6 protein-coding genes are annotated in these 16421 nt (G+C 70.2%); 3 read left to right on the forward strand and 3 right to left on the reverse strand.

Annotation, left to right across the window (positions count from 1 at the left end; translation table 11 throughout):
* Nucleotides 1-31 precede the first annotated feature (31 nt).
* Both ACAM55_RS18300 and ACAM55_RS18305 read left to right on the forward strand, forming a co-directional pair.
* Nucleotides 32-301 (forward strand): DUF2277 domain-containing protein, encoded by a 270-nt coding sequence (locus tag ACAM55_RS18300; protein ID WP_369652903.1) that lies wholly within the window; start codon nt 32-34, stop codon nt 299-301.
* Nucleotides 302-328: 27 nt separating this feature from the next.
* Entirely contained in the window at nt 329-955 is a 627-nt protein-coding gene (locus ACAM55_RS18305) for a LysE family translocator (RefSeq protein WP_369652904.1), read from the forward strand.
* Between the two features lie 18 nt (nt 956-973).
* Here the strand turns inward: ACAM55_RS18305 and ACAM55_RS18310 are convergent, their stop codons facing one another.
* On the reverse strand, nt 974-1186 hold the full coding sequence (locus ACAM55_RS18310; RefSeq protein WP_369652905.1) for a thrombospondin type 3 repeat-containing protein: 213 nt from the start codon (nt 1184-1186) through the stop codon (nt 974-976).
* Between the two features lie 274 nt (nt 1187-1460).
* Between ACAM55_RS18310 and pbpC the strand changes: the two genes are divergently transcribed.
* The gene (pbpC, locus tag ACAM55_RS18315) at nt 1461-3755 is read left to right on the forward strand and encodes a penicillin-binding protein 1C (protein WP_369652906.1); all 2295 of its coding nucleotides are present in this window, start codon (nt 1461-1463) and stop codon (nt 3753-3755) included.
* Between the two features lie 17 nt (nt 3756-3772).
* Here the strand turns inward: pbpC and ACAM55_RS18320 are convergent, their stop codons facing one another.
* Both ACAM55_RS18320 and ACAM55_RS18325 read right to left on the reverse strand, forming a co-directional pair.
* The gene (locus tag ACAM55_RS18320; protein WP_369652907.1) at nt 3773-9070 is read right to left on the reverse strand and encodes a beta strand repeat-containing protein; all 5298 of its coding nucleotides are present in this window, start codon (nt 9068-9070) and stop codon (nt 3773-3775) included.
* A gap of 10 nt (nt 9071-9080) precedes the next feature.
* Nucleotides 9081-16265: a hypothetical protein gene (locus ACAM55_RS18325; RefSeq protein ID WP_369652908.1), complete on the reverse strand. Its 7185-nt coding sequence runs from the start codon at nt 16263-16265 to the stop codon at nt 9081-9083.
* Nucleotides 16266-16421: the final 156 nt, after the last annotated feature.

Consider the following 16421-nt stretch of genomic DNA (forward strand, 5'->3'; position numbering starts at 1 on the left):
ACTGGCGCATCCCCTGCCGGATGGAGTTCCCATGTGCAGAAGCATCAAGACCCTCTACAACTTCGAGCCTCCCGCCACCGAGCAGGAGATCCGCGCCGCGGCGCTGCAGTTCGTGCGCAAGCTCAGCGGCTTCAGCGTGCCATCGAAGGCGAACCAGGAAGCCTTCGAGCGCGCGGTCGATGAAATGGCCGCCAGCGCCACGCGGCTCATCGATTCGCTGGTCACCACGGCCGAACCGCGCGACCGCGCAATCGAAGCCGAACGCGCACGGGCCAGGTCGGCCGTGCGCTTCGGCACCTGAACACCACAACAACTTTGGAGACTCTTCATGCCCGTTGAACTTTGGCTCGCCTTCGTTGCCGCGTCCGCCGTGCTCTTGATCATTCCCGGCCCGACCATCCTCACGGTGATCAGCTATTCCATGTCGCACGGGCGCCGCGCCAACGTGCCGCTGGTGGCCGCGGTGGCTCTCGGCGATTCGACCGCGCTGGTGGTTTCGCTGCTGGGCCTCGGGGCGCTGCTCGCCACCTCGGCGTTCTGGTTCACGGTGGTCAAGTGGGCGGGCGGCCTGTACCTGCTTTACCTGGGCATCAAGCTGCTGCGCGCGGGCATTGCATCGGCCGACATCGCGGCGCCGGCCGCGCCCGCTTCGCGCTGGAGGCTGTTCGCCAACACCTACCTGGTGACGGCGCTGAACCCCAAGGGCATCGTGTTCTTCGTGGCGTTTCTGCCGCAGTTCCTGAGCCCCGCGGCCGACATGACCCGCCAGCTGTGGGTGCTGGCGGTCACCTTCGTGGCCATGGCCGCGCTCAATGCCACGCTCTACGCCGTGTTCGCGGGGTCGGCCCGCAGGCTGCTTTCCTCGCCGCGTGCGCAGCGGCGCTTCAACCTTGCGGGCGGTTCGCTGCTGAGCGCGGCGGGCGTGTGGGCGCTGCTCGCGCGCCGGCCCGCCTGAGGTGCGCTCCCGCTGGCGTCAGCGGTAGTACGGGTTGTTCGGGTTGCGGTCGTAGCGGTTGGGCACGCCGTCCCCATCGCGGTCGCGGTCGTAGCGGTTGGGCACACCGTCGCGGTCGCGGTCTCCGTAGCCATAGTGCGGGCGCGGCGCCGGGCGGTCATAAGGCGCGACGACGCAGCCCGCCAGGGTGGCCGATGCGGCCAGCAGAACGGCCAATGTCTTGATCATCATTTGATTTCTCCTTGGAGTTCTAGAAAGACGGCTTGCCTCCGCAAGCCGGCCTCTGCATTGAAGGCCACCTCCGTCTCGGCTCCGTATCTGCCATGAGCCCGGAGCGTGAAGTTCGTTACCGGATGTGGAACGTGCTGCAAACTTTGGCGCTAGGTTCCTGCAGCCGCAGGAGGCGGCGCGCCCGTCTGCAAGTAGGTGCAGTTCCCGTGGCCGCATGGCCGAGAATGGCGCCCCCACGCAACCGATTTCCGCCCCTGCCCTCACGCCGCTTTTCATGCACCGCCCGCCCTTCGCCGCCAGCCGCCGTTGCCTTGCCGCAACGCTGACGGCCATCCTCTGCGCGCAGCCGGGGCTGGCGTCGGCTGGCATCGTGAGCTTCGACGAGGTGAAGCGCGAGTTCCGTTCTTCCGACACCGCGGTGCTCGACCGCAACGGCGAGCTGCTGCAGCGCGTGCGCACCGACGCCAGCGTGCGGCGCGGCCAATGGATTGCGCTGGCCGACGTTTCGCCCGCGCTGCGCATGGCCATGGTGCTGAGCGAAGACCGGCGCTTCTACGAGCACAGCGGCATCGACTGGCGCGCGGTGTCGGCCGCCGCCTGGGGCAACCTGTGGAACACCCGCACCCGCGGCGCATCGACCATCACGATGCAGCTCTCCGGCCTGCTCGACGAAGACCTGCGCCGCGCCAACAGCGGACGCACCTTCACGCAGAAGATCGGCCAGACCGTGGCGGCCACGCAGCTGGAACGCAGCTGGCGCAAGGACCAGATCCTGGAGGCCTACCTCAACACCGTGCCCTTCCGCGGCGAGATCGTGGGCATCGACGCGCTCTCGCGCACGCTGTTCGGCAAGGCGCCGAACGGCCTCGACGCGCGCGAGGCCAGCGTGGCCGCCGCGCTGGTGCGCGCACCCAACGCCAAGCCCACGCTGGTGGCGCAGCGTGCCTGCGAACTCATGCGCGCGATGGAGCCGGGGCAGAAGATCGATTGCGATGCGATCGACATGTTCACCAGTGCGGCAGTGCAGCGGCGCGCCTTCGATGCGAACGAAGGCATTGCGCCGCATGCGGCGCGGCGTGCGCTGCGAGAGTTGCGTGAAACCGGCGAAACGGCTGCGGCCGCGTCTTCCACGGCACCCGTGCGGCCAGCAGCAAACAAGGAAACGGCCCTCAGGACCACGCTGCGCGCACCGCTGCAGCGCTTTGCGCTCGGCACGCTGCAACGCCACCTGAAGGAACTGCGCGGCCGGCACGTGGAAGACGGCGCGCTGGTGGTGCTCGACAACGCGAGCGGCGAAGTGCTCGCATGGGTCGGCTCGTCGGGCCCGCTGAGCCAGGCGGCCGAGGTCGATGCCGTTGTCGCGCTGCGCCAGTCCGGCTCCACGCTCAAGCCGCTGCTCTACGCGCAGGCCATTGCCGAGCGGCGGCTCACCGCGGCCTCGCTGATCGACGATTCGTCGGCGCAGATCAGCACCGCGAGCGGGCTCTACATTCCGCAGAACTACGACCGCCAGTTCAAGGGGCCGGTGTCGGTGCGCACCGCGCTCGCCGCCTCACTCAACGTGCCGGCCGTGCGCACGCTGGTGATGGTGTCGCCCGAATCGTTTGCGCGGCAGCTGCGCGCGGTGGGCCTGCCGCTGCGCGAAAGCGGCGACTATTACGGCTACAGCCTCGCGCTCGGCAGCGCCGAGGTGTCGCTGCTGTCGCTCACCAACGCCTATCGCATGCTGGCCAATGGCGGGCGCCACGGACCGACGATGCTGACCGCGCGTACTCCGGGGCCGGTACCGGCTTCAGCCGCTAAAGCCAAGGCCGGCGACGACTCCGCCGTGCCGATCCTCGACCCGCGCGCAGCCTTCATCGTCGGCGACATTCTCTCCGACGCGAACGCACGCACGCGCACCTTCGGGCTCGACAGCATTCTTTCCACGCGCTTCTGGACCGCGGTGAAAACCGGCACCAGCAAGGACATGCGCGATAACTGGGCCGTGGGCTGGTCGCAGCGCTACACGGTCGGCGTGTGGGTCGGCAACGCGAGCGGCGCCTCGATGTGGGACGTAAGCGGTACCAGCGGCGCGGCGCCGGTATGGGCCGAGGTGATGCGCTTCCTGCACGCGCGTGAGCCCAGCCGCGCGCCCAGGCCGCCCGCCGGGCTTGTCGAAGCGCGCGTGGCGTTCGGGCCCGGCGCCGACGGCAACCCGCTCGAGGCGGCGCGCAGCGAATGGTTCCTGCAGGGCACGGAGCAAGGGCTCTTCGCACTCGACAACGGCGGCGCCGGCACCTCGTCTGACGGGGCAGCCGCGCGCATCACCGCGCCGGCCGACGGCACCATCATCGCGCTCGACCCGGACATTCCGCCCTTGCACCAGCGCGTGCGTTTCGAGTCCGAGGGGCGCGGCGTGCAATGGCGCATCGACGGCAAGCACTTTGCGCGCGGCAACAGCGCGCAATGGCTGCCGTGGCCGGGACGCCATGTGATCGAACTGGTCGATGCCACGGGCAAGGTGGTGGACCAGCGCAAGCTCGAAGTGCGCGGCGCGGGCGTGGTCGCGAAAAGCGCGCGCCGATAGCAAGTGATCGCGACCGCTCAATCCACCTTCACGCTGAAGAGCACCGACCCCGACCCGCCCGGCGCGAGCGAGCCGGAAAACTCCCAGCTCAGCATGCCGGTACCGCCGGCGGTCTGCGCCACCGCGCAGGCCACCGAAGGCGCGGGGGCGGCGTTGGCGGGCGTGTTCTTGCGGCAGCCAGTCAGCGACGCAGGCGTGGTGCCGGCCTGCGCGGCGCCGAAGCTGGTGTACTGCGGCGTCGCGTCGTTGATCTTCATGTCGGAAATCGGCGTCGTTCCGTTGTTGGTGTAGGTGACGCGGTACTCCAGCGTTTCGCCCGATTTGGCCTGGTTGTTCACACCGAAGCTGCCGCCCTGCGTGACGTTGCGCACTTCCTTCTTGAGTTCGAGTGCGCTGTTCGACACCGTCGTGGTGTCGAGCACCGTGTAGCTCGCGCTCAGGGCCGGACCGGCGTTGGTGAAGCTGAAGCTGGCCTGCACCGTGGTCTGGTTGTTGTTGCCGTTGGCCGCGTTGGCGGGAATGAACTCCTGCATCAAGATGCACACGTTCTGCCCCGCTGCCACCGTGACCGGCGCCGCGGGCGGATACAGCAGCGCAGCGCCGGCCTGCTGCGCGCCGGTGCAGCCGGTGTCGGCAAAGATTTTTCCGCTCCAGCCGCTGACGGCCGGCGTGTCGACCGAGTTCGAGATGCTGAAGCTCACCGTGCCGCCGGTCCGCGCAATGAAGGTGTGCGCATAGCTGACGGTGCTGCCCGGCATGCCGCTCTTGGTGCCGTCGGCCGCGAAGGTGTTGCGGTCCACGTCGCCGAAATTGAGGCCGGTGTGGCCTGTGCCGTTCCAGGTGAAGGCAATGCGGTCGGGCGTGCCGGTACGCGTGTAGGTGTAGCTGGTGCCGCCGCTCGCCACCGCCGAGCCCGAAGGCAGCGGCACGGCACCGAACGAGGCGCCGGTCGAGAGGCGCAATGCGGTGTTGGTTTCTTCCACGCACAGCGGCGCGCTCGCGGCGGTGGCAAAGGGCACGTCGAGCGCGTAGTTGCCAGCGCCGTCGGTGGTGGCCGTCGACAGCACCGTGGCGCTGCAGTTGGTGAGCTGCACGCTCACGCCGGCAATGCCGCCCTCGCTGCCGTTGATCAACCCGTCGTTCGCGACGCCCGAGCCCGTGCCGTTGTCCAGAAACACGCGGCCCGTCACGGCGTAGCCGAAGCCGTTGACGAAGGTGCAGGTGATGTTGGCGCCGGCCACCATGTTGGCTGCGGGAATGGTGAGCTCATTGCCGGCCAGCGTGCCGAAGGGCACGGTGGGCGTGGCACTGGCCGCATCCAGGCAGCTCGCGCTGATCGGGTTGGCGGGCCAGCCGGTGGGCACGCTTTCCCTGATCGTCGCCAGTACGCCGGCCGTGCCGCTCAGGTTGGCGGCGCCGCTCGCGGTGCCGGCACCGTTGACGGTGATGCTGTCGGTGGCGGCCGAGAGCCCGCTGAGCGCAAAGCCGAACAGATTGGCGCCGCTGCCGCCGGTGGTGGTCTTCACGATCTGCACCCGGGGGAACGGCGGCGTGAAGGTGTTGGTGAAGGTGCAGGCGATGTTGCTGCCCGCCGCGGTGGCGGCCGCATCGAGCGTCACCTTGCGGTTGGGCAGGTCGGGCGTGGCGGTGCCGCCCGCGCCCAGGCCGGTACAGCTCACGCCGGTCAGCGCGTAGTTGGCGGGCAGCGGATCTTCGGTGATGGTGGTGGCGACGCCGGGCGCGGTCAGCGTCTGGATCGCACCCGCGACAGCGGTGCCGGCGGTGACGGTGGTGATCGTCTGCACCGCCAGGCCGTTGCTGCCGGTGAAGCCGAAGGGGCCGACGCCGCCGTTGCTCACCTTGCTGATCGTCACCGTGGCCGAGGCCGCATTGGTGAAGGTGCACGAAAGCGGCCTGCCGTACTGCACGCTGGCCGCGGGGATCGTGTAGGTGCGCGCATCGGCGCCGGTGCCCAGGCTGCCGACGGGCGTGCCGGCATCGGTACAGACCGCGCCCGCCAGGTTCCAGCCCGGCACCGCCGGCTCGGCGATGGTGATCGCGGTGCCCTGCGCCGTGGCCGAGAAGGGCTGCGTGCCGGCCGTCGCCGTGTTGCCATCGACCTGCACCGCCGTGCCCGCCGCCACCGTGCTGACCACGCCGTTGGTCTGGGTGGTGTTGCTCAGCGTGAAGTTGAAGGGGCCGCCCGCGCCGCCGGTGGTGGTCTTCGACAGCACCACGGTCGGCGGCGTGCAGACCGCGGTGGTGGTGGCCTGCGCCAGGAAGCCTTCGGCATTCGCACCGCTCTTGATGTGCACCACCACGGTGTTGCTGCCGGTGCGCCAGTTGCTCGACAGCGTGGCGCTGGCCTGCTGGCCCGCCTGGTAGCCGCGGAAATTGTAGGGATCGCTGCCGCCCTGCGGCACGCCGGGCACGCTCTGCAGCACGCCGTTGACGAACACTTCGGCCACCGAGTTGTCGGAATAGAAGTCCAGCTTCAGCGAGAAGGTCGCCGGATTCACCGAGGCCGCCATGTTGAAGGTGAAGCGGTGGTAGACGTCGACGTTGCCCGTGTGGTTCGGGTTGTAGTTCGAGTTCCAGTTGGCGTTGCCGAATGGGGAGTTGACCCAGGCACCGGGGGCCTTGTTGCCCACGTAGGCACGCTGCCACGAAGCCACGGTGCCGGGGCCGCCGCTGGCGGCGCCTTCGCCCGACTCCCACACCGTGTCGCGCCCTGTGCTCAGCGGCGGGCCGTTGACGCCGTTGTAGGCGGTGTTGAAGATCGCGGCGTTAGAGAGGCAGCTGATCGTCGGCGGAATGGGCGGCGACGTGGTGCCGGTGTCGCCCGTGTTGGTGAAGGTGCAGACCAGGTTGGCACCCGGCGCCGTGGCCGCGGCATTGAGCGTGAGCGTGCGGCCGGAGAGCGTGGCGGTGCCGCCCGAAGGCAGGCCGGTGCAGGAGGCGGCCGTCAGCGTGTAGCCCGCCGGCGGCACGCCCTCGGTGATGGTGGTGGCCGTGCTCGCGGCCGTGAGTGTCTGCACCGGCGCGCTCTCGGGCGTGCCGGCCGCGGTGGTAGTGATGCTCTGCGCGGCGAGCCCGTTGCTGCCGGTGAAGTCGAAGGTGCCGACGCCGTTGAGCGAGGTCTTGCGGATGGTCACCGTCGGCAGCGACAGGAACCTGTAGGCCTGCGGGCTCGGCAGGTAGCTGTTGCCGCTGGCCGTGAAGCTGCCGCCCAGTGCCACGCCGCCCAGCGTGACCGCGGTGGCGCTGTAGGTCGCGGCCACGATGCTCGTTGCCGTCACCTGGCAGAGGCTCGCGGCGGTGGTGGTGCAGCTGCCCGCCGCGCCCACCGTGCCGCCGTTGAAGGCCACGTTGGGCGTGGCGCCGAAGCTCACGACCACGCCGGCGCCGACCGGGTTGCCGCTCGCATCCCGCACGAAGGCCTGCAGCACGTCCTGCGCGCTGCCGTTGGCCAGTTGGCCGTCGGTGGCGATGCGCAGGCCCGACTGCGCGGCGCTCGGCGCGCCGGCCACGAAGCTGTAGGCCGCGGGGCTCGCACCGTAGCTTTGCCCACCCGCGGTGAAGACACCGGTCAGCGCGCCGGCCGGGATGCTGACGGCAGTGCTCTTGGTTCCTGCCACGGTGCTGGTCGCCGTCACCTGGCAGAGGCCGCTGGCACTGGTGGTGCAAGTGCCGGCCGCACCGACCGTGCCGCCGTTGAAGGCCACGCCGGCGGTGGCGGCAAAGGTCACCACCGTGCCCGCCACCGGGTTGTCGGCGGCATCGCGCACGATGGCTTCGAGCACGTCCTGCGCGCTGCCGTTGGCCACCTGGTTGTCGGTGACGGTGCGCTCGCCCGAGCGAGCCAGGGCGGCCGCGCCGGTCACCACGGTGGTGGCGGCGCTGCTGCAGCTCACGGTGGTGTTGGACACGCAGGCCGCGCCCGGCGCCGTGGCCGGCGTTCCGCTGCCGGCCACGTTGCTGTTCGCATAGTTGGTGAGCACCGTGCCCGCCGCCACCAGCGGCGCCGTGGCATTGAGCGTGAAGCTGCGAACCCCGCCGCTGGCGGGAATGCCGCCGGTCGGCAGCGTCATCGTGCATGTCAGCGCAGCGCCGGCTGCGCTCGGCAGCGTACCGCAGCTCACGGAGGTGACGCCGCTGCCGACAGCCACCGAAGTGGCGATCACACCCGGCGGAAGCTGCTCGCGCACCACCACGGAAGTGCCGGTGGCGGCAGGGCCGCTGTTGGTCAGGCTCAGCACGTAGGCGATGGCCGCGCCCGGCGCCACCGTGGCCGGCGCGGTCTTGCTCAGGGTGATCGACGGCGGCGCGTTGAACTGGATCACCACGAGGCCGTTGCCGCCGCTGGCATCGCCGCCACCGCCCGTGCCGATGCCCGTCGTGTAGTGGGTGTCGCCGGTGGTGGCCGCCGCGCCGCCAACATTGTCGGACGTCGAATTCAATCCCACGGCCGTGGTTGGACTGGTGACGCCACCGGTGTAGCCGGATCCCCCGCCGCCCATGCCGTTGGGTGAAGTCCCCTGGCACAGGCCGCCGCCGCCGCCGAAGTAGCCGCCCCCACCGCCGCCGCCGCCTTCGTTCTGGTTCTCGTTGGTGGAGCCGCCATTGCCGCCCTGGAGCGCCGTGCCGCCCGTCGGCGCGCCGAGGTTGCAGGTGCCGCCCGTTCCTGCCGCGCCCCCCGCTGCCTGGGTGCCGGGCCGCCCGCTGGCAGCCACGTTGTCGTCGCGTCCGCTCGCACCTCCGCCGCCGCCAGCGGCGGGCGTACCCACGTCCGCCCCCGGCGACGAGCCGCCGCCGCCGCCGGCGATGAGCCGCGCGTTGCCCTGTGTGTAGGTCGTCGTGGCAAAGACGCCCGACAGGCCGCCGCCGCTCGCGCCGATGGCCGTGGCCTGCGCGTTGCCGCCCGCACCGCCGCCGCCGTAGGTCGTGGAAGCGTCGTTGACGCCACCGCCTTCGCCGACGCGAACGCCCAGCGCCGTACCCGCCGTCACCGCCAGCGTGCCGGAGGAGAAGCCGCCGCCGCCGCCGCCCCTTTGCGCGGTGTAGTAGCTGGTGTTGGGTCCGCCGCCGCCCGCGCCCCATGCCTTGATGAACACCGAGGTCACGCCGGTCGGCACGGTGAAGGTCTGGTCGCCGCCGGAGTAAGTCACCCGCACGCAGGAGTTGAAGCCCGACTGCGGTGTGCAGGCGACTTGCGCGGCAAGGGCCGGCGCCGACACGAACGACGCCAGCAACACCAGCAGAACGCGCAAGCGCCCGGCGATCGAAGATGGAAATTGAGTCATCTGTTCTGCCATGGCGGCCGAATCATTTCTTGTCGTTGGCATTGGCGCCGGCCGAGGAGAAGCCCAGCCCCGTCTCGTCGAACTTGAAGCGCAGGCGAATGTATGCGCCCTTGCTGGTGTACTCGTTGGCCGTGAGGTCGCGGTCCTTGAGTCCGACGAAGTTATAGCCGGCCGACACCCACAGGTCCTTCATGACCTGGTAGCCTACCTCGGCGCCCAGCGTCTTCTGCAACGCGCCGCCCTTGCCGTGGAGCAGGCCGGCCTGGATGCCGAAGTCCCAGTTCTTGTCGATGTCCTGCGTGTAGCGCGCCTGCAGCAGGTGGGCCCGGTAGGTGCTCTTGAGCCAGCCGTCGTCGGCGCGCGACCACTTGGCCGCATAGCGCCCGTTGATCACGGTGCCGGGCCGCGGGTTGTAGTTGAGGTGGGCCGAGACGATGTCGGCGCTCGTCGTGCCGGGCAGGCTGGCGTTGCCGGAGCCCGCGCCGAAGACGCTCGAACCGTCGAGCGCGCCGGTCGAGCTGCCCGTGCCCACCACGCGCTCCGAACGGCGCTCGTAACGCATCAGCGCGTTCCAGGTGTCGGTATCGACCGGGCGGTACGCCAGGCCGACCTGGTGGCGCGCGAGGTGATGCTCGTTGCCGGCATTGGTGCCCTGCCCTTCGCTGCCGCTCATCACGCTGCGCGCGAGCAGGCTCCACGAACGGTCGATCTTGTAGCCGAAGCCGGCGCTGAAGAGCCGCGTGTTCGCATCGTCGCCGCGGCGGCCTTCGAGCACGCCGCTCGCCTTGATGCGCTCGCCGATGTATTCGACGCCGCCGGTGATGGCCGTCGACTGCCCCAGCCCGCCCGAATAGCCCGTGCCGGTGTTGCCGCTGTTGCGCAGGCCGCCGAGCTGGCGCGTGTGCTCGATGCCGCCGGTCAGGCGCCACTGGTCGTTGAGCTTGAAGGTGTTGCGCACGCCGGTGGCCGCCTGCGCGGCACGGCCGTCGATGCTGTCGGCCAGGCGGTACTCGCTGTACACGCGCCCGCCTTCCATGTAGCTGCTCTCGACGCCGAGGATGCCGACGTTGTTCGACCCGGTCGTCCCGAGTTCGTCCTGGCTGTAGAGGCTGGAGACCAGTTCGTAGCGGCCGTAGATGCGCGTCTTGTCGGTCACGGCATAGTTGCCGCCGACAGCCAGCACATGGCGGTCGGACCTGCGGATGTCCTGCTCGCCTTCGACGAACACATTGGCCTGCGGCAGGCCCGGCACCTGGGCCGACAGGCGCGCGCGCACGGTCGTCAGGTCTTCGGCGTTCGCACTGGCGTTCGCGCTCGCCGCGCCGCCCAGCGCAGTGACGTTGCTGGCGCCGACGCCGCTGCCCAGGTTGCCGCTGTAGGTCGAGATCTGGCCGTAGTCGAAGCCCGAGCTGGTGCCCATCCCCGCACCGCTCTGGCCGTGGCGCAGGCCCACTTCGGCGGTCATCTGCTCGCCGAATTTCTTCTGCACGCTGGCGGTGAAGCCGCGGCGGCTGCCGCTTTGCAATGCGTCCTGGCTGAAGAGCGCTTCGCCGCGCACCGCAGTGGCGGCGTCGAGGCGGTACTCGGCGCGCGCGGAGGCCTCGGTGCGGCCGGCCGAGAAGCTCGCGCCGGGGTTGTCGAAGCCGGTGCTGGTCTTGCTCGCCAGCGCGACCACGGCGAGGTCTTCGGTCTGGTGGCGCAGCTCGACGCGGCCGCCGCTGCCCTTGCCGTTCTTGTCGGATTCGGTGCGCACCCACTCGCCGGCCATGGTGGTGTTGTCGCCCAGGCGCGCCACCGCGGTGAGCGCGCCGAGCTTGCGGCGGTTCTCGGGGTTCTCGTCGGTGCTGGCGACGACGCCGAGCTGCAGGTTGTCGCCGACCTTCACCTGCACGTCGGTGCCGGCCACCTTGAACTTCGGTCCGCCGGCGTCGACCTCGTAGGTCACGCGGATGGACTGCGGATTGAGGTTCGCATCGACCGACGAGATCGCATGCGTGAACAGGATGCGGCGCGTGAGCGGTTCGATGGTGTAGTCCACGAAGCGCGCCACCGTCGTGCGCTGCAGCACCAGGTTGGGCTGGTTGCGGTCGCGCACCACGACCTCGACCTGCTCGCTGTTGTCGACGAACTCGCCGCTCGTGGCGCTCAGGTAGTACGGGCCCGAGGTGCCGACCGCGCGGAACTCTTCCACCTGCTGCGTCTGCGCGGTGCGCGAGAAGAAGCTGGTGGCACGCACGTTGCCGTCGTCGTACACATGCTTGAGGCCGGTGAGCGCACGGTTGCTCTGGCTCAGGTTGCGCACCTCGGTGCTGCTGGCGGTCGTGAAGTCGCCGTACAGCAGGTAGGAGCGGTTCTTGTCGATGCGCACGTAGAGCTTCTGCGTGCTCTGCGCGTCAAAGCCCTTGACCGACGAATCGCCGTACACCGGGTAGAACTCGTCGGGGCGGATGTCGCGGAACAGGCGGTCGTCGCGCGTCTTGTTCGAGTCGTAGGCGGCCGTGAGCAGGTACTCGCCCTTGACGGTGCCCTTGAAGAAGAACGCGGTGCGGGCGGCGGCCCGGCGGTTCTTGCTCTCGTCGGCCAGGCCGGTGAGTTCCGCCTCGAAGGCGGCGCCGGCGGGCATCGCACCGAGCGGAACGCCGCCGCGCCTGGTGAGATCGAGCACGCCTTCGACGATGCCCACGCCGATCATCGGCCGCATCTCGGGCAAGAGCGCGAGGCGCACTTCCTTCACGAAGCTGCCCGCCGTCACGCGCAGGCGCGCATCGCCGGGCTCGCCGGGCGGCAGCAGGCGAAACTCGGCCACGCCGCCTTCCATGAACACCTGCGTGCCGGGTTCGGCGGGGTTCAGGTCTTCATCGAGCCAGCGGCCGCGGTCGGCCTCCAGCGTGAGTTGCGTGCGCGCGGTCACGGGCACGCCGGCTGCATCGGTCAGGCGCACCTTCACGATCACCGGTGTGCGCAGGTCGGCCTTCGCCGATTCGGGCACGTCGACGCGGATCGCGCCTAGCTTGTCGGGCGCGGTCACGCTGATCTGCTGCGTGGTGCCGCGCGCGTTGCCGAAGGGGTCCACGCCCTCGAGCTGCAGGCGGTTGGCGCCGGGCTGCAGCACCACGCCGATATATTCCCAGGCGCCGAGCTTCTTGCCGGCCAGCTCGGTCTTCTTGCCGACGCGGCGCTCCTCGATGGCCTTGCCGTTGACCGTGAGGCGCAGCGCCAGTCCGGCTGGGCCCTTGACGCGCACGTTGACCGACTGGCCCGGCAGCGTGTCGCCTTCCTTCAGGTCGATGAAGCCGAGCGCGTTGTCTTCGATCTGCGGCAACAGGGCTTCGAGCTCGACCGGGCTGGGCACGGCCTGCGGCAGCAGCGGTGCCACCGCGTTCTGGCGCGGCTCGAGCATGGCGGTGTTCGTATTGATCGGGCGGCTCGCGAATGCGCCTACGCCGGTGGCGCCGCCGCCCGTGGCCGATGCGCCCTGCGCATTGGTGGGCAGGCCGCTCAGCGCCGCGAACAGGCTGCCTGCGGGCGTGGGCGCCGGTGCCGCACTGGCGCCGAGCGTGCCGCTCAGGGTGCCCGACGCACCGCTGACAAAGCTGCTGGCGTTGGCGGGCGCCACGGGCATCGCGATCAACGGGGCCGAGTTGGCGAGCGTGGAGCCGGCGCTGCCCGTGCTGCCCGTCACCAGCGCCTGGCCGCTGGCGGGCAGCGAGCGCGCGTCGCCCACGGGCACGGTCTTGCCCTCGGGGTCGAGCCGCATGCGCACCTGCGCCTCGGCTTCGGTGTCGGGAATGGCGGCGATGGCTGCACGGCGTGCCACCACCTCGGCCATCACTCCCGGCGTGTCGCAATTGGCGACGATGAAGTTGGCCTTGTGGAACTCGCCCTTCTTCAAGTCGACGAAGCGGCTCTCGGGACGGCCGGCATTGCGGTTGTCGAGCGCCCCGAGCCGCGCGCCGGCCGGCAGCGTGGTCTGGTCGACGCGCAGCACGTGGGTGATCGGCTTCAGGCCGTAGAGGCTCCACTTGCCTTCCACGTCGGTGATGACGTGGGTGCCATCTTCCATGTAGAGGCGCACGCCGGGCACGCCGATTTCGTCGTCGCCTTCTTGCCGGCCGTCGCGCTTGCAGTCCATGTAGACCTTGCCGAACAGGAAGGCGTCGTCGGAGAACACGCCGCCGGTCACGCGCACGGTCCAGTTGGCCAGGTTCGACTGCATCGGGCCCGAACTCGCACGGGCGCGGTTGACGGCATCGCCATTGGTGGGCGCGCCCACGCCGATGCGCACGCGATAGCGCACCGTTGCCGATTGGTCCACGCCCAGCGCCAGCGCCGGGTAGTCGAAGACTAGCTGCGGACCCGCGCCGCCGGCCGGGTTGACCGCGGCCGAACCGTTCAGGCGCGCGCTGTTCGCGACATAGGCAAATCCCGGCGGCAGGGTGTCGGCCAGGCGCACGCCGGTGACCGGGAAGCCGGTCTTGTTGGTGACGACCAGCGCATAGTCCATGAAGTCGCCGAACTCGACCTGCCGCTTGCTGCCTTCCTTGCGCAGCACCAGCCCGAGCACGTTGCCCGGGTCGAGCGGGATGTGGTTGTGCACCACGTCGCAGGCGGCGCCGGATGCGTTGAAGCCCGCGTTGACCGAGAAGTAGTAGGTGGTCGGGTCCGCGCCCTGCGGCGGGCCGGCATTCGGCACGATGGCGCCGCAGCTGTTGAAGGTACCCGCCGTGACCGGAATGAGCTGCGATGGCGTCACATAGCCGCTGGCTGCGGGCGGCACCACGCCGAGCGCGTAGGTGCACGAGCCGGTGACCGGCGGCGACTGCAGGAAGAACTGGTAGCCGCCGTCGGCGCCGGTGACCATGGAGACGCTGCCGTTGGCATTGACTGTGTAGATGCCCGACGAGCCGCCATACAGCTCTTGCGCCGTGATCGGCGTGACCGGCCCGCTGCTGCACGACTGGCGCGTGAAGGTGACGACCGCACCGGCCACGGGCTGGCGCGTGACGGCGTTGTAGACCGTGCCCTGCGGGTCGGCGAGCAGCGACTGCGCCGAGCTGGCGCTGGCCGCCACCAGCATGGCCGGCGTGACGTTGACGGTGTTCTGGTCGAAGGCCGCAGCCCAGGCCTTGTTGGTGAGCGCCATGCGGCCGCCGACGATGCCGGGCTTCTGCGTGATGCGCACGGTGAAGGAGAGTTCTTCGCTCTGGCCCGGCGCGAGCGCGCGGCTGCCGTCGGTGACGCTCAACACGGCTTCGGTCGGCAGCCTGAAAGGATCGCTGCTGGCGAGCGCTTCGCGGTCGCAGGTGGCACGGCCGGTGAAGCCGCCCGCGGCATGGAGGATGCCGTTGCGCGCCTTCGGCGGACCGGCCAGTTCCCAGGCGGCAACGAGGCCGTCGGGTTTGTCCATGTCGAAGGTGCAATTGAGGTTGTCGATGAGGCGCACGTTCGGCGCCGACGCCACGCCGGTGTTGCTCACCCTGAGACGGTAGTCGAGCTCGTACACGCCCTGCGACACGCGCCGCGGCGCCGAAGCGGTCTTGGCCAGCGTGAGCGCGGGCAGCTGCGTGGAAACCGGCGTCGGCGAGCTGTCGTTGTTCGGATTGCCGTCTCCGTCGGCGTCGGGGTTGCTGCCGTTGACCGAGTCGTCGAAGGCCACGGGCGGACCGCCGGCCGCGAGCGCGCCCTGGGCGCGCGCGGTGTTGTAGAGCGTGCCGGCGCGGCCACCGACGTTGAAGCGCACATCGAAGCGCACGGTGAACTGCGCGCCCACCGGCAGCACGGCACCGGGCGCCAGCAGGTTCTGCGCAGCGGCGGTGCCGTTGAATGCGCTGTCGGCCGCAGCCACGGTGCCGCCCACGCCGTTGCCCTGGTTGCCCGCGATGGCCAGCGTGCCGGGCACGATGGTGTACTGGTTGGCGGCGGGCACCGCCGCCGACGTGAAGCTGCCGAACTGCGTGGCGCCGCTGCCTTCGAGCAGGTCGGTCGCCTGCACGCCGTAGAGCCACACGGTGCCGTAGTTGCGCACGTTGACGCTGAAACTCACGGTGGCGGTGCCGTCGAGCTGGCCGTCGGTGCCGCGGTTCAGGCGCGGCGTCGAGGCCGCCTTGGCCACGCCGATGCGGCCCTGGCTTGAGGTGATGACCACCGTGTTCGACGGCGACACCGCGGGCGCGGCACCGTCGTTGTAGTAGCCCTGCGCGGTGTTGCGGATGTCGCCGCTCTGGTCGGCCTTGACCTGCACCGCGAACCGCATGGCGATCGACGCGTTGCGCGACAGCGCGGTCGGCACGCCGATGGCCACTTCGACGGCCGAGGCGTCTTCGGCGGTGCGGTAGCTGAAGTCCGGATCGCCCGGCAGGCGGAACAGGCGCACCGCGCCGGCCGCCGTGCTTTGCAGGCTGCCCGCGATGTAGCGCGTGCCAGCGGGCACGAGGTCGCGCACCAGCAGCAGGCTGGTGGGCGTGCCGTTCACCAGCACCGGCGTTCCGGCGGGTGCGGCGGTGTTGCCGGGGCGTGCGTCGCGCGCGCCGATGTTGGTGCCCGTCACGGTGAAGTCGATGCGCGTGGCGCCCGGAACCACGAAGCCAGGATAGCTCGCGGACTTGGTGAGGGCCAGCACCGCCGCATCGCCCACGGTCACGGTGTCGCGGTTGACGGCACTGAGGTGCTGCAGCGCGGTGGTGGCGGTGAGCGCCACGCAGGCATTGCCGCTGGCCGTGGCAGGGACGGTGCCCTGCACCAGCAGCGCGGCGGTTTCGCCGGAGCGCAGCGCGATGGCGCCGCCTGTGCCGAGCGGCAGCACCGGGTCGGCCGCATCGACCACGCCGTTGTTGTTGGTGTCGCGCACCACGCGCAGGGCCGACAGGTCGAGCGCGCTGGCCGCGCAACCTGCGCCGTTGTTGACGAGCCCGATGGTGTAGCTCGACGGCACATTGCCGGTGTTGGCGAGCAGGTGGCTCAGCGTGACGACGGCGGACGGCGGACGGCTGACCGACTGGTCCTGCGTGAGCACCAGCGCCTCGACCGGCAACACGTTGGCGCTGACGCCGTTGGAGCTCGACGTCTCGGTCTGTGAAAGGCCGGCCGGCACATAGGTGGCGGTGGCGACGTTGCGGATCACGGTGCCGCCGGGCGGGGGCGCGGCGTGGGCGGCAGTTCCGGCGAGCATGCAGCCGAGGACCGCCATCGCCACGACGGCTGCGGCCATGCCACCTCGCCATCGCTGCGAGCGGGTGCTCAGATACGCCAGAAGAAATTGCACGCCACGAACCTTCCGTCGGCCCGCGCGCGGCGCGAGCCGTCAAAACTCAAAGAACTTTTTTCCTCTGCCGCCTGCAGGACAGGCGCGATCGCGTGCTGGGTG

This window comes from Variovorax sp. V213, assembly GCF_041154455.1.
In the GTDB taxonomy this organism is placed as follows: Bacteria; Pseudomonadota; Gammaproteobacteria; order Burkholderiales; family Burkholderiaceae_C; genus Variovorax.

Bases quoted from the DNA above. Each gene is read 5' to 3' on its own strand.
- pbpC (WP_369652906.1), top strand. From the start codon at position 1,461: ATGCACCGCCCGCCCTTCGCCGCCAGCCGCCGTTGCCTTGCCGCAACG.
- ACAM55_RS18320 (WP_369652907.1), bottom strand. From the start codon at position 9,070: ATGGCAGAACAGATGACTCAATTTCCATCTTCGATCGCCGGGCGCTTG.
- ACAM55_RS18310 (WP_369652905.1), bottom strand. From the start codon at position 1,186: ATGATGATCAAGACATTGGCCGTTCTGCTGGCCGCATCGGCCACCCTG.
- ACAM55_RS18300 (WP_369652903.1), top strand. From the start codon at position 32: ATGTGCAGAAGCATCAAGACCCTCTACAACTTCGAGCCTCCCGCCACC.
- ACAM55_RS18325 (WP_369652908.1), bottom strand. From the start codon at position 16,265: ATGGCCGCAGCCGTCGTGGCGATGGCGGTCCTCGGCTGCATGCTCGCC.
- ACAM55_RS18305 (WP_369652904.1), top strand. From the start codon at position 329: ATGCCCGTTGAACTTTGGCTCGCCTTCGTTGCCGCGTCCGCCGTGCTC.